Source organism: Halomicrococcus pelagicus (genome assembly GCF_050954125.1).
Map to the genome: position 1 here is coordinate 81,122 of NZ_JBPBWC010000015.1, position 21,205 is coordinate 102,326.

24 protein-coding genes are annotated in these 21,205 nt (G+C 67.6%); 12 read left to right on the plus strand and 12 right to left on the minus strand.

The window, feature by feature from the left end; all coding sequences use genetic code 11:
- Together ACRYA2_RS20420 and coxB are read right to left on the minus strand one after the other, a co-directional pair.
- Entirely contained in the window at positions 1 to 2,592 is a 2,592-nt protein-coding gene (locus tag ACRYA2_RS20420; RefSeq protein WP_433632442.1) for a cbb3-type cytochrome c oxidase subunit I, read from the minus strand.
- Positions 2,589 to 3,395 carry a cytochrome c oxidase subunit II gene (gene coxB, locus ACRYA2_RS20425; RefSeq protein WP_433632445.1) on the minus strand — a complete coding sequence of 269 codons (807 nt, stop codon included), beginning with the start codon at positions 3,393 to 3,395 and terminating at the stop codon, positions 2,589 to 2,591. Before coxB ends, ACRYA2_RS20420 begins: the two co-directional genes overlap by 4 nt.
- A 135-nt stretch (positions 3,396 to 3,530) precedes the next feature.
- On the opposite strand from coxB, the gene ACRYA2_RS20430 reads away from it, so the two are divergent.
- Positions 3,531 to 4,145, plus strand: coding sequence for a SprT-like domain-containing protein (locus ACRYA2_RS20430; RefSeq protein ID WP_433632448.1), 615 nt, complete (start codon positions 3,531 to 3,533; stop codon positions 4,143 to 4,145).
- Positions 4,146 to 4,245: 100 nt separating this feature from the next.
- The gene (locus ACRYA2_RS20435; protein ID WP_433632451.1) at positions 4,246 to 4,704 is read left to right on the plus strand and encodes a DUF4112 domain-containing protein; all 459 of its coding nucleotides are present in this window, start codon (positions 4,246 to 4,248) and stop codon (positions 4,702 to 4,704) included.
- Positions 4,705 to 4,709: 5 nt separating this feature from the next.
- On the opposite strand, the gene ACRYA2_RS20440 is transcribed toward ACRYA2_RS20435, so the two are convergent.
- The 7 genes from ACRYA2_RS20440 to ACRYA2_RS20470 form a co-directional block, all read right to left on the minus strand.
- Complete coding sequence (locus tag ACRYA2_RS20440) at positions 4,710 to 5,516, minus strand: HpcH/HpaI aldolase family protein (protein WP_433632454.1); 807 nt, start codon at positions 5,514 to 5,516, stop codon at positions 4,710 to 4,712.
- 84 nt (positions 5,517 to 5,600) lie between these two features.
- Entirely contained in the window at positions 5,601 to 6,362 is a 762-nt protein-coding gene (locus ACRYA2_RS20445; protein ID WP_433632457.1) for a hypothetical protein, read from the minus strand.
- Between the two features lie 118 nt (positions 6,363 to 6,480).
- Positions 6,481 to 6,630, minus strand: a complete 150-nt coding sequence (locus ACRYA2_RS20450; RefSeq protein WP_433632460.1) for a hypothetical protein — start codon at positions 6,628 to 6,630, stop codon at positions 6,481 to 6,483.
- Between the two features lie 58 nt (positions 6,631 to 6,688).
- Positions 6,689 to 7,018 (minus strand): HalOD1 output domain-containing protein, encoded by a 330-nt coding sequence (locus ACRYA2_RS20455; RefSeq protein WP_433632462.1) that lies wholly within the window; start codon positions 7,016 to 7,018, stop codon positions 6,689 to 6,691.
- Between the two features lie 182 nt (positions 7,019 to 7,200).
- Positions 7,201 to 7,653 (minus strand): pyridoxamine 5'-phosphate oxidase family protein, encoded by a 453-nt coding sequence (locus ACRYA2_RS20460; RefSeq protein WP_433632464.1) that lies wholly within the window; start codon positions 7,651 to 7,653, stop codon positions 7,201 to 7,203.
- A 172-nt stretch (positions 7,654 to 7,825) separates the two neighbouring features.
- Entirely contained in the window at positions 7,826 to 9,277 is a 1,452-nt protein-coding gene (locus ACRYA2_RS20465; RefSeq protein ID WP_433632466.1) for an MATE family efflux transporter, read from the minus strand.
- Entirely contained in the window at positions 9,274 to 9,858 is a 585-nt protein-coding gene (locus ACRYA2_RS20470) for a TetR/AcrR family transcriptional regulator (protein WP_433632468.1), read from the minus strand. Before ACRYA2_RS20470 ends, ACRYA2_RS20465 begins: the two co-directional genes overlap by 4 nt.
- 570 nt (positions 9,859 to 10,428) lie before the next feature.
- Here ACRYA2_RS20470 and ACRYA2_RS20475 point away from each other — a divergent pair.
- Positions 10,429 to 10,626 carry a transposase gene (locus ACRYA2_RS20475; protein WP_433632471.1) on the plus strand — a complete coding sequence of 66 codons (198 nt, stop codon included), beginning with the start codon at positions 10,429 to 10,431 and terminating at the stop codon, positions 10,624 to 10,626.
- Positions 10,557 to 11,681 carry an RNA-guided endonuclease InsQ/TnpB family protein gene (locus ACRYA2_RS20480; protein ID WP_433632538.1) on the plus strand — a complete coding sequence of 375 codons (1,125 nt, stop codon included), beginning with the start codon at positions 10,557 to 10,559 and terminating at the stop codon, positions 11,679 to 11,681. Before ACRYA2_RS20475 ends, ACRYA2_RS20480 begins: the two co-directional genes overlap by 70 nt.
- Position 11,682: 1 nt before the next feature.
- On the opposite strand, the gene ACRYA2_RS20485 is transcribed toward ACRYA2_RS20480, so the two are convergent.
- Complete coding sequence (locus ACRYA2_RS20485; protein ID WP_433632474.1) at positions 11,683 to 12,432, minus strand: IclR family transcriptional regulator; 750 nt, start codon at positions 12,430 to 12,432, stop codon at positions 11,683 to 11,685.
- 352 nt (positions 12,433 to 12,784) lie between these two features.
- Here ACRYA2_RS20485 and ACRYA2_RS20490 point away from each other — a divergent pair, with 352 nt between their 5' ends.
- From ACRYA2_RS20490 to ACRYA2_RS20500, 3 genes are all read left to right on the plus strand, one after another.
- On the plus strand, positions 12,785 to 13,030 hold the full coding sequence (locus ACRYA2_RS20490; RefSeq protein ID WP_433632477.1) for a hypothetical protein: 246 nt from the start codon (positions 12,785 to 12,787) through the stop codon (positions 13,028 to 13,030).
- On the plus strand, positions 13,027 to 14,181 hold the full coding sequence (gene dgoD, locus ACRYA2_RS20495) for a galactonate dehydratase (protein ID WP_433632480.1): 1,155 nt from the start codon (positions 13,027 to 13,029) through the stop codon (positions 14,179 to 14,181). The genes ACRYA2_RS20490 and dgoD overlap by 4 nt, the downstream gene beginning before the upstream one ends.
- A gap of 106 nt (positions 14,182 to 14,287) precedes the next feature.
- Entirely contained in the window at positions 14,288 to 14,659 is a 372-nt protein-coding gene (locus ACRYA2_RS20500; protein WP_433632482.1) for a hypothetical protein, read from the plus strand.
- Here the strand turns inward: ACRYA2_RS20500 and ACRYA2_RS20505 are convergent.
- On the minus strand, positions 14,656 to 14,832 hold the full coding sequence (locus tag ACRYA2_RS20505) for a hypothetical protein (RefSeq protein WP_433632485.1): 177 nt from the start codon (positions 14,830 to 14,832) through the stop codon (positions 14,656 to 14,658). The two genes, ACRYA2_RS20500 and ACRYA2_RS20505, sit on opposite strands and share 4 nt — an antisense overlap.
- A gap of 99 nt (positions 14,833 to 14,931) precedes the next feature.
- Between ACRYA2_RS20505 and bioB the strand changes: the two genes are divergently transcribed.
- From bioB to bioD, 4 genes are read left to right on the plus strand one after another with little or no spacing between them, the layout of a single operon-like run.
- Entirely contained in the window at positions 14,932 to 16,044 is a 1,113-nt protein-coding gene (bioB, locus tag ACRYA2_RS20510; RefSeq protein ID WP_433632487.1) for a biotin synthase BioB, read from the plus strand.
- Between the two features lie 16 nt (positions 16,045 to 16,060).
- Entirely contained in the window at positions 16,061 to 17,107 is a 1,047-nt protein-coding gene (locus tag ACRYA2_RS20515) for a transcriptional regulator (protein WP_433632490.1), read from the plus strand.
- 3 nt (positions 17,108 to 17,110) lie between these two features.
- Positions 17,111 to 18,337, plus strand: coding sequence for an aminotransferase class I/II-fold pyridoxal phosphate-dependent enzyme (locus ACRYA2_RS20520; RefSeq protein ID WP_433632492.1), 1,227 nt, complete (start codon positions 17,111 to 17,113; stop codon positions 18,335 to 18,337).
- Positions 18,334 to 19,005 (plus strand): dethiobiotin synthase, encoded by a 672-nt coding sequence (gene bioD / locus ACRYA2_RS20525; protein WP_433632495.1) that lies wholly within the window; start codon positions 18,334 to 18,336, stop codon positions 19,003 to 19,005. The genes ACRYA2_RS20520 and bioD overlap by 4 nt, the downstream gene beginning before the upstream one ends.
- Before the next feature lie 65 nt (positions 19,006 to 19,070).
- Here bioD and ACRYA2_RS20530 read toward each other — a convergent pair whose 3' ends face one another.
- Complete coding sequence (locus ACRYA2_RS20530; RefSeq protein WP_433632497.1) at positions 19,071 to 20,309, minus strand: hypothetical protein; 1,239 nt, start codon at positions 20,307 to 20,309, stop codon at positions 19,071 to 19,073.
- 238 nt (positions 20,310 to 20,547) lie between these two features.
- Between ACRYA2_RS20530 and ACRYA2_RS20535 the strand changes: the two genes are divergently transcribed.
- Positions 20,548 to 21,147, plus strand: a complete 600-nt coding sequence (locus ACRYA2_RS20535; RefSeq protein WP_433632499.1) for a plastocyanin/azurin family copper-binding protein — start codon at positions 20,548 to 20,550, stop codon at positions 21,145 to 21,147.
- Positions 21,148 to 21,205: the final 58 nt, after the last annotated feature.

Below are 21,205 nucleotides of genomic sequence, written 5' to 3' on the forward strand. Positions count from 1 at the left end.
TTACAGGATGTAGAAGAGGGGGAAGAGGAACAGCCAGACGATGTCGACGAAGTGCCAGTACAGTCCGAAGTACTCCACCGGCCGCTCGTCATCGAGGTACGCGCCGTTCCACGCGCGAACGAGGAGATATAGAGATATAAGCAGTCCGATAATTACGTGCGCGCCGTGCAGCCCCGTCGTCAGGTAGAACGTCGAGGAGGCGACGTTCGTGCCCAGTTCCCAGCCGTGCGGGAACGCCTCGCTGTGGACGTGGAAGAGGTGCTGCCACTCCAGCGCCTTGTTGACGAGGAAGGCGACGCCGAGGCCGAAGGTGGCCGCCAGCGCGGCGACGAGCCCCCGTCGACTCTCCCGCTCGGCGGCGACCAGCGCGAGCACGACGGTGAAGCTACTCGTCAGCAGGAGGTAGGTGTTTATCAGCCCGGGGAGCGGGACGTGGGCCTCGGGGACGAGGGCGTGCCAGTCCCGCCAGCCGTGCGCGACCCGGATGAAGACGTAGGAGCCGACGAAGGCACCGAACAGCACCACGTCGGACGCGAGGAATATCCACACGCCGAGTTTCCCGTTCTCGATGCCGTCGAACGGCCAGCTTTCGCCGAACGGGCCGGTCGGTCCCTCGAACCGCTCGCGGGCCATCCCGACGAGCGCGTAGCCGCCGAGCGCGACCCCGAGCACGAGCGACGAGAGCGCGAGCAGGCCGCCGACGCCCGGCACCAGTTCGCCCCGTTCGAACCCCGAGAGACCGAGGAAGGTGAAGAACGCGGCGACGGAGATGGCGAACGGCCAGATGCTCGCGTGGTCCTCACCGTGGTCGGCACCGCCCGCGGTCTCGCCGTGCGCGACGACGCCGCCGTCGGACCGTCGGTCCGGCGGGAGTCGCTGGTCATCTGCCTGCTCACTGCCGTCGGAACGCCGTTCCGACGAAGTTCGCGTCGCTTCGCTCCGCTCACCACCGCCAGACAGTTGGTCTGGCGAGGTTCGCAGGCCATCTGCCTGCTCACCCCCGTCCGCCGCGCCGCGGCCGAACCGCAGCGACCCGCCGGAGAAACTGGGGACGTCGGGAAAGTTCTCCAGCGGGGGCGGCGACGGCAGCGCCCACTCGGTCGTCGTCGAGTACGCCCAGGGGTTGTCGTCCGCCTGCTCGCCCGCGACGAGGCTCTTCGAGAGGTTGTAGAACATGACGAGGAAGGAGACGCCGAGAATGGCAGCCCCGACGGTGGCGAGACGGTGTTCGGTGACGAACGCGGGGTCGTAGAAGAAGTCCCGGCGGGGCGTCTCCCACGCGAGGAACATCGGGAAGTACAGCAGGTTGAAGCCGACGAAGTACAGCGCGAAGTGGACCTTCCCGAGCATGCGGTCGTACATCTTCCCGGTCATCTTCGGGAACCAGTAGTAGAGACCGCCGACGAGCGCGGTGACGCCGCCGACCATCACGTAGTGGAAGTGTGCGACCACCCAGTAGGTTCCCCGGAACTCGTAGTCCAGGACGACGGCCCCGAGGAACACGCCGGTGATGCCGCCGAGGATGAACAGCACCAGCGCGCCGAACGAGAACAGGAACGGCGTCGTGAACCGGACCCGACCCTTGATGAGGGTGTAGATGAGCGCGAACACCATCAGGTCGAAGGGGAGGGAGATGCCGATGGTGGTCACCATGAACAGCGTCTTTATCTGGAGGTTGATGCCGGTGAGGAACATGTGGTGCATCCAGACCGTGAAGCTCTGGAGCGCGACGAGCACCATCGCGGCGATGAACCACTTCCGGCCGACGATGCGCCGTCCGGTGAACGTTTGGAACGTCTCGGCCATCACGCCCAGCGCCGGGAAGAAGACGATGTACACCTCGGGGTGGCCGAAGAACCAGAACAGATGCGCCCACAGGAGCGACCCGCCGGCCTTCGCCGTGAAGTAGGTCGTCCCGAGCAGTCGGTCGGACGAGAGGATGACGAGCGCGGCCAAAAGCGCCGCGAACGCGAAGAGCATCATCCAGACGGTGAGCAGGATGGTCCACGAGAAGAGCGGAAGCCGGCGGAGGGTGAGCCCCTCGGCGCGCATCCGGTGCATCGTCGTCAGGAAGTTCACCGACGACACCGTGACGGAGGCGACGAACAGTACAAGCGCCAGCACCGCTGTCGACGCGCCGATCTGTGGCGTGTAGACGGGGACGTTCAGCGGCGCGTACATCGTCCACCCGCCGGCGAAGGTGCCGCCCTGGAAGAACGAGGCGCCGAGCAGCAGTCCGGAGGCGAGGTACAGCCAGTACGACAGCGCGTTCAGTCGCGGGAAGGCGAGGTCCTTCGCGCCGATCTGGAGCGGGACGACGTAGTTCGCGAACCCGAAGGCGAACGGCGAGAGGAACCAGAATATCATGATGAGGCCGTGGGCCGAGACGGTCTGGTTGTACGACATCGACGAGAGCAGGCCCGCCCCCGGCGACCAGAGCTGCAGGCGCACGAGTAGCGCGAGTACTCCGCCGAACGCGAGGAAGAACAGCGAGGTGACGACGTAGAGGATGCCGACGTCCTTGTGGTTCGTGGTGACCAGCCACCGTCGGACGGAACTCGTCGGCGGAAGTCCGTGTGTGTCCTCGCTCATGCTGCTCCCCCGCCGGTGGCGGCCGCCGTCCACGCCGCCGGCGAACGCGCGTTCGTCGCGGTGTCGTTCGCGGACGCGTTCGTCTCACCGGCGTCGGTCGTCTCGTTCCCGGTGCTCTCGTACCACTCGCGGTACTCGTCGGGAGGCATCACGACCACCTCGGCGGTCATGTAGGAGTGGCCCGCGCCGCAGAGTTCGAAGCAGCGCGCCTCGTAGGTGCCCGTCTCGTTCGCGCGGAACCACGTGTCCGTGTACCGGCCCGGGATGGCGTCGGTCTTCACCCGTAGCTCGGGGACCCCGAACGTGTGGAACACGTCGTCGGAGGTGACGTGCAACCGGACCGACCGGTCCGCCGGAACTCGCAGTTTCGACGCGGTGTGGCCGTTCGGATACTCGAACTGCCAGCCGAACCGGAACCCGGTCACCTCGACTTCGACCGCCGCCTCGTCCTCGCCCGGCGAGTCGGCCTCGACGTACAGCAGCGTGCCGTACGTCCAGGCGACCAGCGAGACGACGATGACGGTGCTTAGGCCGAACGAGAGGAAGAGCTTCCGGCCGCCACCGCTGCCGGAGGGGAGTTCGCCGAGCTTCGGCGGGTCGAACTCGTCGCTCCGCTTGCCCTCGCCGTCCCGGTACTTGACGGCGTTGTACAGCATGTAGGAGACGACGACGACGCCAACGAGCGTTCCGAGCACGAGAAATACGTCGAATATCTGTTGAAAGACCGCCGTGCGAGTACCGCGAGGGACGATACCACCGCCCTTCCCGTGGAGGGGCGCGAGTGCGTCGAGGAGTCCCGGCATCGGACCACCTTTAACCTTAATGATTTTCCTAACACTTAGATATTTCGGAGCGTTCGGTCGTCGTTGCACCCGGTTCGGGCGACGACCCGTCGCGTCCCCCGCGTTATTTGTACCAGCCCCGACAATCGCCGACGGATGTCGGCGGACCCGGAACCGGACGACGCTCGCCCGGACGACGGACGGGAGCGGCGCGGAACCGAATCGCAGGACGCCCCCGACACGCGCGACGAGTTGCTGGAGCGGGCCGCCGCCTACGCCCGGACGGTCGACCTCGACGTGGACCTCGCCGCGGTCGACTGGGAGATATCCGACCGGGCGAAGCGCCGCGCGGGGGCCTGCGTCTACGACCCCGACACCGGCCGGGTGACGATACGGCTGACCTGGGACGCCTACCGGGCGTTCGGCTGGGCGGAGTTCACCGGAACCGTCCGTCACGAACTCGTCCACGCCTGGGAGTTCCAGCGCTTCGGCGACTCGGGGCACGGCGACAGGTTCCGCCGGAAAGCGGCGGCAGTGGACGCGCCGCGTCACTGCCGGACGTTCGCCGAACCGCGTCTCAGACTCGACTGCACGGACTGTGCGTGGACGGCCGACCGCCACCGCGCCTCGAAGGCGGTCAGCCGGCCGTCGGAGCGCCGCTGTGGCGCCTGCGGGAGCCGATACCGCGTCGAACACGTCGCGACCGGACGGACGTGGCGCACCAGAGCGGGATATCTCGTCGCCCGCAGGCGACTCGGCGACGAGTGGTGAGCCCGGGGAAAGCAGACGTTCGGCCGCGACGGGCCGGCGATTCGACGGGCGAACCGGGATGGTCATCAGACTTATCCAGTCTCGGCGGCAATCCTGACCCATGACAGAGAACAGAGACCTCGAATCGGCCTTCGACGACTTCGACGGCGAACTGCCCGACTCGGTCGACGAGGCCGCGGTCGAGCGCATGCGAGCGGTCGCGACGATCCTCGACGAGAGCGTCCGGATTCCGGGCACGGAGTTCAAGATCGGCGTCGACCCGCTTCTCGGCGCGCTCCCGGTCGCCGGCGACGTGATAAGCGCGGGGCTCTCGCTGTACATCGTCGTCGAGTCGGCGCGGCTCGGCGTCCCGTTCACCACGCTACTGCGGATGCTCGCCAACGTCGCCGTCGACGTCGCAGGGGGCTCGGTGCCCTACGTCGGCGAGCTCTTCGACGCCGTCTGGAAGGCCAACGTACGCAACTTTGAACTCGCGATGGAGGAGCTCACGAAGCCCCCCGAGCGCCGCGGGTCCGACGACTTTGAGTCGCGCGACGTGGTCGAGATAGACGTCGAGTAACGACGTTAGCCGTCCGATTCCGCTCGCCCCGGGTCGTACTCGTCGAGCCACCCTCGCACGACGGTCCGGAGTACCCCGGTCGTGCTGCCGAGGTTCAGTATCTGGTATCCGTTCGCCGCTTTCTCGTTCACGTCGTCCATGCCGAAGCCCAGCCCGCCCACCGGAACGCCCCGGTCGACGGCGGTCGCTCGAACCGTCTCGACCGCCTCCTGCACGTCCGGATGGTCCACGTCGCCGGGGTGACCAAGCGAGACGGAGAGGTCGAGCGGTCCGACGAAGACGAACCCCAGGTCCGGCACGTCGAGGATGTCGTCGAGTTCGTCGACCGCCTGCTGGTTCTCGACCGTCACCCCGACGAGCACCGTCTCGTCTTCGCGGTCCACGTAGTCGCCTGCGAGCCCCCACCGGCTCGCCCGGGGGTTGGCGAGGCCGCGGTGTCCGTCCTCACCGTCGTACCGGAAGCGCGTGGCCCGGACCGCCCGCCGGACTTCGTCGGCCGTGCGGACGCGCGAGAGGAAGACATTCCTCACTCCCGCGTCGAGCGCCTTGCGAACGAGGGCGGGGTCGGACGCCGGCAGCCGAACCAGCAGTTCGACCCCGGCGAGCTCTCCCGCCCTGAGTAGTTCCCCCATCCGCTCGGCGTCCCACGGGCTCGGCCCGCCGTGCTCGAAGTCGAGCCAGACGAAGTCCACGCCCAGTTCGCCGAGCAGCTCGACGACCGTCGGGTCATACGTGTCGTCGAGAACGCCGATTACCGTCTCCCCCTCGTCGAGTCGCTTCCCCAGACCGGTCGTTCGCCGTACGTCCTCCATGGGCCACCGTGCACCGCGGGCGTCGATAAGCATACTGGGCGTTCGAGTAGCGGGAAGACGCCCGACGGTGCGGCGACGCGATAGTCAGGTGTTCGACCGGAGGTCGTCCCCCGCGCGCTCGGGGTGTGCACCGGCCGTCTCGCGGTCCGATGCCGCGGCGTCGTCGTCCGCTTCGGTCGGGACCACGGCGTCGAGCGCGTCCGGGGCGTCGCGTCTGACGGCGACGGCGACGCCGGCGACCAGGCCCGCGGCGGCCGCCAGCGCGGCCCAGTTCGTCGAGAGAGCGTTCGACCCGAGAAGCGTCCACGACAGTCCGGCGACGAACAGAACGGCACCGACGCCGGCCAACCCCTCGTTCAGCGACCGGTCGCGTATCGACCGCCCGACGAGCCAGGCCAGGACCGCGCTCGCGATCGCTTCGAGGGCGAACACCACGAGGAACGTCCCGGCGAGGCGCGCGACGACGGAGGCCTCCGGCAGGTCCGCCGCGAGCGCGACCCGCCCGACGAGCGGGTCGGCCGGGTCTGCGAGCGCGTCCACGGCGCCGACGAACGCGCGGAGCGCCGCCGCGAGCGAGTCGTCGAGGACGGTCAGAGCGCGTCCGAGGAGCGAAACTGCCGCGTCGAGCAGTGCCGACGCGAGTCGCCCCCAGCGCTCGCCGCCGGTCGCCCGGGAGAGGACGGCGAGCGCGACCAGCGGGACGCCGAGGGTCACGACGACGGACCTCGCGACGGAGTACGCGACGCCGCGTCGGCGGAGGCTCCGGAGCAGGACCGCGACCGTGGCGAGCAGGGGAACGAGGGCGAACGGCGCGTCGCTGACGACGGCGCTGGTGGCTTCGAACATCGCTCGGAGTCGTTCCTCTAACTGTCCGAGAGGGTGGAGAAGGTTTCGACTCCGGGCGAGTGCGTTACCGAACCTCTGACGGTCACTAGACGACGCCACTATTCCCGCGCCGGCCGGACTAGAATATCTGTCGGGGGACGAACACGAGGAGACCGAGAGCGAGGAATCCGATTCCCCAGTAGAACGACGGGTAGGGGAGGACGGTGAGTGCGAGCGTGAGAATTCCCGAGGTGATGAGCGACCAGCCCACTGTAGTGCGATAGGTCACGGTGATATCTCTCTCGCCCGTCCGGATGAAGACACTGGCCACTCGCCCCGAGAACCGTTCAGTCGGGTTCGTAGACGAGGATGGTGTCGGTGCTTCGGACGACGACGAGGTACTCGTCGACGGTGAACCGGACTTCGACGTGGCTTCGCTTCTCCGGACTCGCCTCGACCATGTCGTCGAGAGCATCCGTCTCGAGGTGTTCGTAGAGCATGAGCGTCGTCTGGCCGGACATCGACTCGTCGACGTCGGCCAGAACGTCGACGACGCAGAGACTCGGCTTCTGTGCCGAATCCATCGTGGACGATGCCGCGAGTCGGTACCGGTCTGTCACGCTGGACGAGGACTGACCCGTGTCGCTTCCGAACCAGTCGGCAGTCTCGACGGCCATGGTCGCCATTGGCCACCCAAACCCTTGAGTAACGGTCCTTTACGGGTGTCCAAGCCGACGCTGGAGAATCATAGCAGCCAATATATAACTGTTAATATATTAGTATAAAGTTATAATACGGGTGTGATGGTCCACGCCCGGTCGCAGTTGCGACCACCGGGTCGCCGTCGACCGCGCGAGGGCTATTCCGACGACGTGTTCACTTCCTTCCGTCCGGTGAACGTCTCCGGGTCGAGCCGGAAGTTACGGAACGTGAGTTCCTCCGGCGGTCGGTCGAACACGTCGACAAGCGGTATCCGGACGGCCCACATCCCCTGGACGGCGACCGACTCGTACGGTGCGTCCGTCACCTCCTCGAGTTCGCCGGTCGCGACGATGCTCCGCCAGCCGTCGTCCGTCTCGTCGAACGTGACGAACGCTATCGGGCGGTCGAGGACGGCCTCCTTGCTACTGTCGGGCGGGAACGAGAGACGGAAGTAGAAGTCACCGACGCCCTCGTGATAGCCGTACGACACCGGTATCGTGAACGGCGGTTCGCCGGTCTCCGTCGCGAACGAGATGACGCCCGTCCCACCGTTCCCCAGGAACGCGTCCCGTTCTGCCTCGCTCATCTGTACCCAGCGAAGGGACTCCATAGAAACGGACACGTCTCGGTCACGGAAAAGTACATGTTCACATCCGTCAGTGGCGTTCGGCCGCTGATGGAGGTTCGCTTCCGCGCTGGTTCAACCGCTTTCGAAGCACAACGAGTCGGCGAAACGCTTCGGCAGGGGAACGAGAGCGAGTCGGCGTTCGACCGGACTCGCGTCAGTCGTCCGATATCGCGGCGTCCACGTCGTCCGCACCGGCGGGACCGGGCGGCCCGCGGACGTCGCCGTCGCGCCACGTCCCGCGGCCGAACCAGAGCCAGGCGATGACGGCACCGGCGACGTTCGAAACGGCGAACGCTATCCAGATACCGCGCACGCCGAAGAGATACTGCGAGGCGACCCAGGCGACCGGCAGTCGGATGCCGGCGAGCGTGACGATGGAGATGGCCGCCGCGACGAGCGTCTTGCCCGCGCCGCGGAAGCCGCCGGTGAACGCCCGCATGATGCCGATGAAGCCGAACGAGAGCGCGACGTACCGGAGGAAGACGCTCCCCACCTCGAGTACGTCGGCGTCGTCGGTGAACACGCCCACGATGGGCGACGGAACGAGGAAAATGAAGAGGCCGACGGCCGCGAGGATGACGAATAGCGCCTTCGCGGCGAGGTAGTTCGCCTCGGCGGCGCGGTCGTAGTTGCCCGCGCCGATGTTCTGCCCGGTCATCGTCTCGACGCCGCGGGCGACGGCGATGGCCGGCAGGAAGATGACCGAGAAGACGCGCGTGCCGATACCGAATGCGGCGACGACGGTCGTCGGGAACAGCCCGACGATTATCATGAGCAGGTTGATAGAGAGCGCTCGCCCGGTCCCCTCGACGCTCGCGGGGACGCCGATGCGGAGTATCTTCCGCAGATAGGCGAGGTCCGGCACCATGTCCCGGGGGCGAATCTGGATGCCGCGACGACCGGAGAGCATGATGGCGACGCCGACGACCATCGCGAGCGCGCGGGAGATGACCGTCGCGATGGCCGCGCCCTCGATGCCGAGTTCGGGGAAGGCGACGGTGCCGACGGCGGGGGCGTTCCGGACGACGGTCCAGCCGTTGATGAGGAAGGGGTCGAGGACGACGTTGACGACGACCGTCCCGAACATGACGAACATCGGCGTGAGGGTGTCGCCAGCCCCGCGCATGAGAGAAATGAAGACGAAGAAGCCGAACATGAAGGGGAGTCCCAGCGCTATCACCTGCATGTAGGCCGTCGCACCCGGCAGCACGTCGGGGGACGCGCCGAGGAACGCGAGGAAGGGTCGGACGAACGGGTAGCCGAGCGCGCCGAGCAGGACGGAGCCGAGGAACGCGAACGTCACGGTCTGGGAGGCGGCGTACTCCGCGCGCTCCGTCTCGCCCGCGCCGGTGTGCTGGGCGACGAGGACGCTCCCCGCCACCGAGAGCCCCATCCCGAGCGAGATGAGGAGGAACACCATCGGGAATCCGAAGGAGATGGCCGCCAGCGCCTCGGTCGAGTACTGGCCAAGCCAGAAGGTGTCCGCGAGGTTGTAGGCCGTCTGCAGCAGATTCGTGATGACGATGGGGAGAGAGAGATAGAACAGGGGCCTGGCGATACCCCCCTCGGTGAGGTCGAGTTCCTCCTGGCCCTTGAAGAGACTCACGCTACCATCTCCGGCGTCGGGTCGAGCGTCCGGTCGAGGTAGCTCTCGACCAACCGCCGCGTCTCGCTGGGGTCCTCGCCGAGCGCGACCTCGCGGGTGTGAGCGCCGTTGATGGCGGTCACGACGAAGCGGGCGACGTCGTCGGGGTCGGCGTCGTCGAAATCGCTGGCCGCGACGCCGTCCCGGACTGCGTCTGCGACGGTCTCGCGCATGCGCTCGTCCATCGCGGCCAGTCGCTCGCGGTAGGCGTCGTGGTAGGGTGCCTGTGCCTTGATCTCAAGCAAAGCGACGGGGAAGTCGCCGCGGTCGTCCTCCGTCGGGCCGAAGACGGCCTCCAGGAACGTCTCGAGGCGGTCACGGGGGTCCGCCGTCTCGCTCGCCAGTCGATCCTCGAAGTCGTCGAGGATGTGTTCGAGAAACGCCTGCAGCAACTTCTCCTTCGTGTCGTAGTGGTAGTGGAGAGCGGCCTTGGATCTGGAGGACTCGTCGGCGATGTCCTGCATCGTCAGGTCGGCGAAGCCGTGGTCGCAAAGGGCACGGTACGTCGCCGCCATGATGTCGTCAGACGTCTCTGCGTCCATTCGTTACCATAACTGACTAACTGGTCAGTCAAGAGTCTTCGGGTACCGGCCACTCGGCGCTCCGCCGTCCGCGATGGGAGTGCCGACGACGGTAGGCTACGAGAGGCGGCCACGACGTCTGCCGGTTTCGGCGATGGTCTCCGTCTCGTCCGAGTGGCGGGGCGACCGTCGGCCAGGGGGTCGAGAACCGGAGAGCGGTGAACGGGAGAGACGCGGTCCGCATCTGTTCGATTCCGACCGCGAGCGGGCCCGGGACCGCTCTCCCCGTTCGCGAGGTTAGGATTCAATACCGGCCCGGCCAGTATCGGCAGTATCGTCCGTTCAGTATCGGTGAACGCATCTCGCATCCGACGCGAACGCACCATCGAGTCAGCGTAGAAGAATCCCCTTACAGCCGCTGAGGACCCATTTCTACCGCCGTTCACCGTCGATGAACGCCGTTATACGGACTGCAGGAGAAAACCTCACGGCTTTAGCCGTGGGATGAATCCGTACGCTCTGTGCCACAATCCACCGACGAAGGCAGGCTGACTCCCAACCATTAAGAATTCACACGCTTATATATAAGATATGGACGTGCGGCGCACCGTCCCTGTTGCACTCGACGTGGAAAGTGCCGACGCCGCACTCCTCGAAGACACCGTAGACACATTCCTGTGGTCGACTCAATACGTCGTCGACCACGCCTTCCAAGGCGAATATGTCACCACCAGCAAGACGACGCTGGACGACGAAACCTACAACGACGTGCGCGAGAAAACCGACTAGTTCAACGGCGGTCTCGTGCAAGCTGCCCGCAACAAGGCTGCCGACGCCTGCAAAGCGTCGTCGCCCGCTGGAAACAAGGCAAGAAGGCGTCGAAACCACGCTTTACCAGTCCGCACGTCGTCTACGACAAGCGCACCGCGACATTCCACGACGATTGCGTGAGTCTCGCCACAACAGACGGTCGAATCGAAGTCGATTACGTGCTACCCGATGAGGACAGTAATACGCCGCACTCAGAGTACCTGTTTTCCGACGAGTACGAGACGACGGGTGCGGAACTGCACTACCGTGACGGCGACTGGGTGCTTCACATCCACTGCAAGAAGGACGTGGAGTCCGACACGTCGGACAAGGCGACCACCGAGAACGGAGCGGTTCTCGGAGTTGACCTCGGCGTGAACACCCTCGCCGTCACCTCGACGGGCACGTTCTGGACGGGCGACGAGTTCGACCACTGGCGTAGAGAATACGAGAAACGCCGGGGGTCGCTCCAACAATGCGGGACGCGATGGGCGCACGAGAACATCCAGTCAGTCGGGCGAAAAGAAGACGGACGGTTCAAACTGATGCTTCACCGTATCAGCAACGAACTCGTTGCTGAAGCCCGTGAGAACGGATGTTCAGTCATCGCATTCGAGGACCTGACCGACATCCGCGAGCGGACTGGGGCATCGTGGGGCCACAAGTGGGCGTTCGACCGCCTGTACGAGTACGTCGAGTACAAGGCCGAAGAACACGGCATCGCGGTCGAACAGGTTGACCCCGAAAACACGTCACGGCGGTGCTCGCACTGCGGGTTTACGCACCCCGACAACCGCGAGGACGAAGCGTTCGAGTGCCTGAAGTGTGGCTATGCGAACCACGCCGACTACAACGCTGCGAAGAACATCGGGTTACGGTATCTCCGTCGCACCCAAACTGGGAGCGGCGGAGGCGCACCCTTGGGCGTGCGCTTGAACAGCGGGACGGTGACCGTGAACGGAGGCTACTCTCCTGCCTCAGATGAGGCCAGAACGGGAGTCCACGCTGAATCCCACGGCTTCAGCCGTGGGTAGCTCAATCGGTCGTGACCTGCTCGACCGTGAGGCTGTTCGCGGCGCTGAGAACGAGCCCCGGCATGTCCTCTTCGAGGCGTTTTCCGCTCATGCCGGGAGACTCCCCGGAGACGGTTACAGCGCCGACGGCGTGGCCGTCGTCGGTCACGATAGGTGCGGCGACGGCGCGCCTGTCGGTGGCGAGTTCTTCCCGGTCGAACGCCAGACCCTGGTCGCGGACGGTCTGAAGTTCCCGGGTCAGCTCCGAGCGGTTCGCTATCGTCCGGTCGGTCGGTTCGACCAGTTCGTCGGCGAGGAGGGCGTCGACCGCTTCCCGCGGACGGTGGGCGAGGATGGCCTTCCCCGCCGCACAGGCGTGGACGGGGACGCGGCTCCCCTCCCGGAGAGCCGAGGTCGCACCGTCGCCCGCCCGGTAGAGGAAGACGGCTTCTCCGCCCTCTTCGACGACGAGGCTCGCGGCCTCGCCGCTCGCGTTCGCGAGACGCTCTATCTCCGGTCGTGAGACGTGATACAGCGTGTCGTCGTCTCGGACCCTGGTGCCGAGTTCGAGGAATCGCAGTCCGAGGCGGTACCGTCCGTCCTGCCGGACGACGTACCCGAGCCGTTCGAGCGTCGCGAGGTGGTTGTGGACGCTACCTTTCGAACAGCCGAGACGGTCGGCGAGTTCGGTGACGCCTGCCTGGTCGAGCGTCGCGAGCGATTCGATGACTTCGAACGTTCTCGCGGTCGCGCCGACGGGATACTCCGCCATACTCCACGGACGTCGCCGCAGACACAAAAAGTTCGTTCACCGATGCTGAACGAACTATCGCGATAGTTCATTGCAGTCGCTCGTTGCCGCCAGAACCACGATTCGCCTCGTACCGCTATAGACCGCCTCTTACGCCCGACCTCGGATAAGGATTCGACGGGGAGCCGGCGAGACGTGAGAGTTTCGTTCACTGATACTGAACAAGGGTGTATTTCAGGTCCTGTTCGTCGTTACTTTACTTTCCCTTAAATACATCAGTTAATCTGGTATTGGGATACTAATTCTCGCAAATTCCCCTATTTGACCCAAAGAGCTATGTCTCCAAGCTTGTTGTTCTATAATATCTCGCACCATGACGGGTGACAGATACGATACGAACCGACGAAGCTTCCTCTACGCGACGCTCGGTGACCGCGAGTTGACGGCGCGCATCGAGAGCGGACTCCGTCCGACGACCGGCCAGACGGTCCGTTTCACCTTCGACGAGGACTCGCTGTACCTCTTCGACCCGGAGACGGGGGAGGCGCTGAAGACGAAGACGGCCGACGTGAGCGCGACGGTGGGAGACTACGCCCACACGGAGGGTGAGTCGGCGTGACCGACCGTATCGTCGACTACGACCTCTACGAGGTCCCGCCGCGCTGGCTGTTCCTCCGTCTGGAGACGAGCGACGGCCTCGTCGGCTGGGGCGAACCGGTCGTCGAGGGCCGGGCGCACACCGTCCGCGCCGCCGTCGAAGAACTGCTCGACACGTACCTGCTCGGGAAGCCGCCCGGTCGAATCGAGGACCACTGGCAGACGATGTACCGGGGCGGCTTCTACCGCGGCGGCCCCGTCCTCATGTCGGCCATCGCCGGCATCGACCAGGCGCTCTGGGACATCAAGGGCAAGCGGTTCGACGCACCCGTCTACGAACTGCTCGGCGGGCAGGCCCGGAACCGCATCCGCGTCTACCAGTGGGTCGGCGGCGACCGCCCCGAGAACGTCGCCGAGGCCGCCCGCGAGAAGGTCGACGAGGGGTTCACGGCGCTGAAGATGAACGCTACGGCCGAACTGCGGCGCATCGACTCCCCCGCAGCCGTCGACGAGGCCGTGGCCCGGCTGGCGGCGGTCCGCGACGCTGTCGACGACGACGTCGACGTGGGCGTCGACTTCCACGGCCGCGTCTCGAAGCCGATGGCCAAGCGACTCGCGAAGGCGCTGGAACCGCACGAGCCGATGTTCATCGAGGAGCCGGTCCTGCCGGAGCACAACGACGTGCTGCCCGAGATCGCCAGCCACACGACCATCCCCATCGCGACCGGCGAGCGCATGTTCAGTCGGTGGGACTTCAAGCAGGTCTTCGAGGACGGGAGCGTCGACGTCATCCAGCCGGACCTGAGTCACGCCGGCGGCATCACCGAGGTGAAGAAGATAGCCGACATGGCCGAGACGTACGACGTGGCGATGGCACCGCACTGTCCGCTCGGCCCCATCGCGCTGGCGTCCTGCATCCAGGTCGACGCCGTGGCCCCGAACGCCCTCATCCAGGAGCAGAGCCTCGACATCCACTACAACGAGACGAGCGACGTCCTCGACTACCTCGCCGACGCCTCGGTGTTCGAGTACCGCGACGGCTACGTCGACCTGCCCGACGGGCCCGGCCTCGGCATCGACGTCGACGAGCGACACGTCCGGGCGAAGGCGGGCGACGTCGACTGGCACAATCCCGTCTGGCGACACGAAGACGGCAGCGTCGCTGAGTGGTGACCGTGTCGGAACGCCCGCCCGCAAGCGCCCCCGACGGTGGCATTCGTCGGTTCGAGGACGACGCGCTACCGGACTACCGCGAACGACGGGCGGAGGGCGAGGACCGATGACCGTCCGCGTTACGGGCGGCGACACGGCGGTCGAGTACCGACCGGCCGAGCGCCGCCTCGTCGTCGAGCGGGACGGCGAGACGCTGCTTGACGGACGCCTGGACCTCGACGTCGGGGGCGAGACGCTGCCAGCGACCGGGGAGGCGACCGTCGACGCGTCGGACGGGGCCGCCCGCGCGGTCCACGAGAGCGCGTGGGAGACGACGGTCGACCTCGACGCGGGCGACGGTCACGTCGACGTGCGCGTGTCGCTGCGCGCTCCCCGCGACGGCGCGGCCGTCCTGGGCGACCTGCGGCCGCTGGCGGACGCGACGGCGCCGACGCACGGACCCCGCACCCGCCGCTATCGGCATGGGTACCAGTCCTAGACGCCGACGGCGACGCTCCCCGTCGGCGACCGCTTCCCGCCGGAGGAGAACGAACCGCAGATGCGCGACCTGACCGCCCCCCGGGTGCCTCCAACGGCGTGACGGCGCTGCTGGGCGAGGGCCGCCCGCTCACGCTGGGGTTCCTCGACCACTCGCGGTTCGACGTCGCCCACGATGGGGACAGCGTCCGAACTCGACTGCTCCTGACCACAAGGTAGTTCCCGCGACCGCGGTCACAAATTTTAATTGGCTCGTCAACCGGCTTGGCTAGCGTGGTTCACGAGACTGGAAATCGCACCGTCGACCGCGCCGTCGCTCGCGTCCTGGAGGGAGAGACCCTCGACCGACGCGACGGCCTGGCGCTGATGGCCCAGCCGGTCGCGCCGCTCGCGGAGGGAGCGGACCACGTCCGGGCGCGACTGGGCGATGGCACCGTCGACGCCTGTTCCATCGTCAACGCGAAGGCGGGCAACTGCGCGGAGGACTGCGGGTTCTGCGCCCAGTCGGTCCACTTCGACACCGGCATCGACACCTACGGCTTTCTCGACCCGGAGGAGATTCTGGACGCGGCGAAGCAGGCCGAACGCGACGGCGCACAGCGGTTCGGCATCGTCGTCGCGGAGAAGGGCGTTTCGAAGGAGAAACGCCCGGAGGAGTGGGCGGAGGTCGTCCGCGCCGTCCGCCTCGTCCGGGACGAGACCGACGTGGAGGTCGACGCTTCGCTCGGCATCCTCACGGAGGAGGAAGCCGACGTCCTCGCGTCCGAGGGCGTCGACCACTACAATCACAACGTCGAGACCTCGCCGCGCTTCTTCCCCGAAATCGTCTCGACGCACTCGTTCGAGGACAGAGTGCGAACGCTCGAGATAGCGAAGGAGGCCGGCATGGACCTCTGTGCCGGCGTCATCCTCGGCATGGGCGAGTCGCCGACCGACCGCGTCGACGCCGCCGTCGCGCTCCAGGACGTTGGCGTCTCCTCGCTGCCCGTGAACGTCCTGAACCCCGTCGAGGGAACGGCGCTGGGCGACCGCGACGAGGCGCTCATCTCCACCGAGGAGACGGTCAAGACCATCGCGGTGTACCGGCTGCTTCACCCCCACGCGCGGGTCCGCCTGACCGGCGGTCGGGAGGTCAACTTCGCCGACGGCGAGGAGCACCTGCCCTTCGAGGCGGGAGCCGACGGCGTCCTCACGGGCGACTACCTGACGACGGAGGGCCAGTCGGCCGCCGAAGACGTCCGGACGATAGAACGGGCCGGGCTGGAGCCGAACACGGCCGTCAACGACTTCGACCCGGCGGAACTGAAAGCGCGCGCCGACGGCACGGACGACGCCGACGCGGCGGTCGGCGCGGCCGCGAGCAGTACGGAATCGACGAACGACTGACCAGGATACGACAGCAATGGAAGACATCACGTTCGCCGTTCTCGGCACCGGTGGTATCGGACGCAGAGCGCTCGAAGTTTCCGCGGACAAGGACGACCTGACGCCGGTCGCGGCGTGCGACCGCCACGGGGTCGCCGTCGACCACGACGGCCTCGACGTGGACGAACTGCTCGCCGCCACGGAGGGGAACGTCGCCAGCGACGGCGGGACCGCCACCGCCGACGCCGGCGGAGCGACCAAGGAACACGGCGCGGAGAGCGGCGTCGTCGCCTCGGCGCAGGCGACGCCCACGGAGACGCCCATCGACGACGTCATCGCGGAACGCGAGGCCGTCGACGCGGTGCTCGTCGCGCTCCCGAACCTCGAACACGACTTCATCCCGCGGGTCGCGGAACGCTTCGCCGACGCCGGCTACGAGGGCGTCCTCGTCGACGTGCTCAAGCGGTCCCGCGTCATCGGCATGCTCGACGACCGCGAGGAGATGCTCCGGGAGTCGGGCATCACCTTCGTCTGCGGCGCGGGCGCGTCGCCCGGGTTCCTCACCGGCGCGGCGGCGCTCGCCGCACAGTCGTTCGTCGAGGTCGACTCGGTTGACATCCGGTGGGGCGTCGGTCTCAAGTCCGGCTACGAGGACAACCGCGGCACCGTCCGGGAGGACATCGCCCATCTCGACGGCTACGACGTCGAAACGGCGCGCGACCTCACCGACGAGGAGATAGCGGAGATAATCGACGCCAACGACGGCGTCCTCGAGTTCGAGGACATGGAGCACGCCGACGACGTCCTCCTGGAACGCGCCGGCATCTGCGACGCCGAGCACGTCACCGTCGGCGGGGTCCTCGACCTCCGGAACGACGAGAAACCGACGACGACGACCGTCGCGGTGACCGGCCGGACGTTCGACGGCGAGGTCGGGACGAACACGTTCGAACTCGACGACGACACGAGTATGGAGGCGAACGTCAACGGTCCCGCGCTGGGCTACCTGAAGGCCGCCGTCAGGCGCAACCGAACCGGCGACTACGGCGTCTACGGACCCGCCGAACTCATGCCCGGGTTCTGAGCCGTGCCGGACGAACGCACCGAGCGCCGCCGCGGGTTCGACCTCGCGGCGCGCCTCCGGACGCGCGAACGGCGGGGCCTCCACCGTGACCTCCGGCCCGTCGAGTCGGTCGAACCGCGGACGCGGGCGGCGCCCGACCCGGGCGGCGGCGTCCCGGCGTTCGACGCCGAGGGGAGCGACGACCTGCGCGTGTTCGCGGCCAACGACTACCTCGGACTGGCGGGCGACGACCGCCTGGCCGACGCGGCCGCCGACGCCGCGGCCGACGTCGGGGTCGGGGCCGGAGCCAGCCGACTGGTCTCCGGCGACACCGTCGCACACCGCCGGCTGGAGCGGGCGCTGGCGGACGCCAAGGGAGCGGAGCGAGCGCTCGCCTTCTCCTCGGGCTACGCCACCAACGTCGGCACCATCGCGGCGCTCGACCCGGACGTCGTCTTCTCCGACGAACTCAATCACGCCTCCATCGTCGACGGCTGTCGCCTCTCCGGTGGCGACGTCGAGATTTACGACCACTGCGACGGGGACGCCCTCCGGGCCGCGATGGCGCGGCGGGCGCGCGACTCGGCGACCGACGAGTCGTGGCTTGTGGTGACCGACTCGGTGTTCAGCATGGACGGCGACGTCGCACCGCTCGACGACGTCTGCGCGGCGGCCGAACGCCACGGCGCGTGGGTGATGGTCGACGAGGCGCACGCGACGGGCGTCTACCCCGGCGGTGTCGTGGGAGAGCGCGGGCTCGGAGACCGCGTGCAGGTCCAGCTCGGAACGCTCTCGAAGGCGCTCGGGGCGCAGGGCGGGTTCGTCGCCGGCTCCGAGACGCTGGTGGAGCATCTGGTCAACGCCGCCCGGTCGTTCGTCTTCTCGACGGGGCTGGCACCGCCGGCGGCCGCCGCCGCCCGCGAGGGCCTGCGCATCGCACGGGAGACCGACCGCCGCGACCGCCTCCACCGGAACGCGGCGTACCTCCGCGACGGCCTCACCGAGCGCGGCTTCGAGGTGCTCGGGGAGACGCACGTCCTCCCGGTGCTCGTGGGCGACCGCGCCGACGCGGTCGCGCTCGCCGGCGCGCTCCGCTCGCGGGGCGTCCTCGCGCCCGCCATCCGACCGCCGACGGTCCCGGCGGACGCGTGCCGGATACGCGTCGCACCGACGGCGACTCACGACGAGGCGGCGCTCGACGCGTGTCTCGACGCCTTCGAGTCCGCCGGGAGGGAGGTCGGACTGCCGTGACCCGGTCCGGACTCGCCGTCCTCGGCACCGGTACCGGCGTCGGCAAGACCGTGGTGACGGCGGGAGTCGTCGGGCGACTCCGGGAACGGGGTCGCGAGGCGGTTGCAATCAAACCGGTCCAGACGGGCTATCCCCCGGACGACGACGCCGGCGTCGTGCGGGACGCCTGCGGCACGGAGTCGGCGGGCGTCTGCCTCCGGCGACTCGAGCCCCCGCTCGCGCCCGCCGTCGCCGCCGAGGAGGAAGGCGTCACGCTCTCCTACGACGAACTCCTGGGCAACTGCGAGCGCGAACTCGCCGCGGCCGACCCCGGCGTCGTCGAGGGCGTCGGCGGTCTCCGGGTGCCGCTCGCCGACGACCGGGAGGTGGTCGACCTGGTCGCCGACCTCGACCTGCCGGCGCTGGTCGTCGCCCGCTCCGGACTGGGAACGCTGAACCACAGCGCGCTGACGGTCGAGGTGCTGGACCGCCGCGGCGTCGACGTTCTCGCCGTCGTGCTCAACGACTACGCGGGCGCGTCGCTCGCCGAGCGGACCAACCCGAGCGCGCTCGACGCCATGGTCGACCCGCCGGTGTACCGGCTTCCCGAACTCGCGCTCGAGCGGCCGGCCGACACCGTGACGGCGGTCCGGGACCACCTGCCTGTCGGTCTGGTCCCCGACGGGTAGGTCCGCAGTCCGTCCCTGCGCTCGTCGCGCTCCCCGCGAGCCCGCCGCCGCCGGAGTCGTCCGCGCTACCGGTCCAACACCACCAGCAGTCCGCCCGCAATCCAGAGGACGGCGGCGACCAGCGTCACGAGAACGTGGAGTTCCGAGACCCAGAAGGGGAGCGCCACGACGTGGCGAACGCCGGTGAGAAGCGGCGTCAGTACCGGAACGTTCAGATTGCGGTCGCCGATGACGTCGTTCCCCTGGGTTCCGTAGGGGTCACCGGACGACTCGCCGTACGGAACCCGGTCGGCCTCGTACGGCAGGCTCGGAACGTCGTAGCTGCGGACGACGCTGCCGTTCTGGGTTATCTCGACGACGCGATTGTTCCGGCTGTCGGTGATGAGGGTGTTGCCGTTCGGCAGGCGGTCCGCGTCCCGCGGCCAGTCGAGTGCGATTCCGCCGACCTCGTAGACGGTCCAGGCCACCTCCCAGCTCCCCGTCGACTCGTTGCGGTGTAGTTCGACGACGCGATCGTTCTCCGAGTCCGCCACGACCACCGCACCGTCTCCGAGCCAGTGGGGGTTGTGTTGGCTGTCGAGAATCGAGGGGTCGCGGTCCTCGTTTATCACCTCGACGACGCCCTCGCCGCGTTCGAGAATCAGGAGCTGGTTCGTGTTCCGGACCGAGACGAGGTACCGACCGTCGCCGATGCGGTCCACGTCGTTGATGTGGAGCCAGTCGGTCTTCGTGGGGTCCGGCGGCGCGTCGTACCGCTGGCTGGCGTTCCAGACCCACGTCTGCTCGTCGGTCGAGAGGTTGTACGTGAAGATGCTCTCGTACTCCATGTCCGCGACGAGGAGTTCGCCGGAGGGAAGCAGTTCGGCGTCGTGGACTTCGCTGTCCTTCCGGGTCCGGACGGGATAGCTCCACTCGCTCGTTATCTCGTCCCCGTCCTCGGCCTCCGGGTCGATGAACCGAACGCCGGTACGCTTGCAGGGCGGCTCGTACGGGCCACAGCGTCTGTACTTGTCGGCGAAGGTCGCCAACACGGTTCCGTTGTCGAGCTGTGACACGTCCTGGTAGCTGATTGCGTCCCCGACGCTCCACTGCACGGTCCCGTTGTTGTCCAGCGAGGTGACGTTGCCGCCCCATCCTGGCCCCTGGACGCCGACGAGCGTGGTGGTGTTCGGGTCCGTTTGGCTCTCTACCCGGTCCACGTCCGGAGCGAGGGCCCAGCTCGCCCCGAACGTCGAGCCGACGATCAGAACGCCGACGAGAACGAGCAAGAGCCCACGTCGCGAAAGGTCGCTGTCGCCTCTCATTCGACCGTCACCCTCGTGCTGAAGCTCGGATAACCTTCGTTTCGAAGGCGGCCACGTAATTATCCTTTCCGGCCGTCGGGCGACGAACGGCCGGTTTGACCGCGGCGTTGGCGCCGTCCCCGACCGTCGTCCCGTCGACGACCGACCGGAGCGAACGAAGACCGGAGACACGTGATCGGAGACGCGTCGACGGTAGCGGCCCCGATACTCACTTACAGGTGGCCGTCGATGGGGCGACATGGACAGACGGGGGTTTCTGGCGGCCTTCGGGGCCGCCGTCACGACTAGCGTCGCCGGGTGCCAGGCACCCAGGCCCGGGGGGACGACGAACGGTGGCGGGAACGCGACCGGCGGAGCGACCACCGGAGGCGGGACCGCGACCGGTGGCACCCAGACGACCGGGACCGGAGGGGCGGGGGGAGCGCCGAACAGCGTCGACATGGTGACCCAGGGGAGCGACTACTACTTCGACCCCATCGGCCTCTTCGTGGAACCGGGCGAGACCATCTCGTTCGTCATCGATTCGGGTGCTCACTCCTCGGTGGCCTACGCGAGCAGTCTCGACACGGCGGAAACCACGCGGATTCCCGAGGGGGCCGAACCGTGGGATAGTGGGGTTCTCAGCCAACAAGGCGCGTCGTTCGACCACACCTTCCAGACGCCGGGCACGTACGACTACTTCTGTCTCCCGCACAAGACGTTGGGAATGGTCGGCCGCCTCGTCGTCGGCGAACCCGGCGGGCCCGCTGAGGGAAGCATGCCGCCCGACGGCGACGTGCCGGCAAGCGGCGCCATCGTCGAACGGGGAGCCATCTCGTACGACGAGTTCACCGGCTGATCCGTCTGGCAGGGGTCTCGTCGAGCGTTCCGGGGCGGCGCTCGTCGCCCAGCAGGGT

Excerpts from the sequence above, each read along its gene's own strand:
- ACRYA2_RS20420 (WP_433632442.1), bottom strand. The coding sequence starts at position 2,592 with ATGAGCGAGGACACACACGGACTTCCGCCGACGAGTTCCGTCCGACGG.
- coxB (WP_433632445.1), bottom strand. The coding sequence starts at position 3,395 with ATGCCGGGACTCCTCGACGCACTCGCGCCCCTCCACGGGAAGGGCGGT.
- ACRYA2_RS20430 (WP_433632448.1), top strand. The coding sequence starts at position 3,531 with ATGTCGGCGGACCCGGAACCGGACGACGCTCGCCCGGACGACGGACGG.
- ACRYA2_RS20435 (WP_433632451.1), top strand. The coding sequence starts at position 4,246 with ATGACAGAGAACAGAGACCTCGAATCGGCCTTCGACGACTTCGACGGC.
- ACRYA2_RS20440 (WP_433632454.1), bottom strand. The coding sequence starts at position 5,516 with ATGGAGGACGTACGGCGAACGACCGGTCTGGGGAAGCGACTCGACGAG.
- ACRYA2_RS20445 (WP_433632457.1), bottom strand. The coding sequence starts at position 6,362 with ATGTTCGAAGCCACCAGCGCCGTCGTCAGCGACGCGCCGTTCGCCCTC.
- ACRYA2_RS20455 (WP_433632462.1), bottom strand. The coding sequence starts at position 7,018 with ATGGCCGTCGAGACTGCCGACTGGTTCGGAAGCGACACGGGTCAGTCC.
- ACRYA2_RS20460 (WP_433632464.1), bottom strand. The coding sequence starts at position 7,653 with ATGGAGTCCCTTCGCTGGGTACAGATGAGCGAGGCAGAACGGGACGCG.
- ACRYA2_RS20470 (WP_433632468.1), bottom strand. The coding sequence starts at position 9,858 with ATGGACGCAGAGACGTCTGACGACATCATGGCGGCGACGTACCGTGCC.
- ACRYA2_RS20475 (WP_433632471.1), top strand. The coding sequence starts at position 10,429 with ATGGACGTGCGGCGCACCGTCCCTGTTGCACTCGACGTGGAAAGTGCC.
- ACRYA2_RS20485 (WP_433632474.1), bottom strand. The coding sequence starts at position 12,432 with ATGGCGGAGTATCCCGTCGGCGCGACCGCGAGAACGTTCGAAGTCATC.
- ACRYA2_RS20490 (WP_433632477.1), top strand. The coding sequence starts at position 12,785 with ATGACGGGTGACAGATACGATACGAACCGACGAAGCTTCCTCTACGCG.
- ACRYA2_RS20500 (WP_433632482.1), top strand. The coding sequence starts at position 14,288 with ATGACCGTCCGCGTTACGGGCGGCGACACGGCGGTCGAGTACCGACCG.
- ACRYA2_RS20515 (WP_433632490.1), top strand. The coding sequence starts at position 16,061 with ATGGAAGACATCACGTTCGCCGTTCTCGGCACCGGTGGTATCGGACGC.
- ACRYA2_RS20530 (WP_433632497.1), bottom strand. The coding sequence starts at position 20,309 with ATGAGAGGCGACAGCGACCTTTCGCGACGTGGGCTCTTGCTCGTTCTC.
- ACRYA2_RS20535 (WP_433632499.1), top strand. The coding sequence starts at position 20,548 with ATGGACAGACGGGGGTTTCTGGCGGCCTTCGGGGCCGCCGTCACGACT.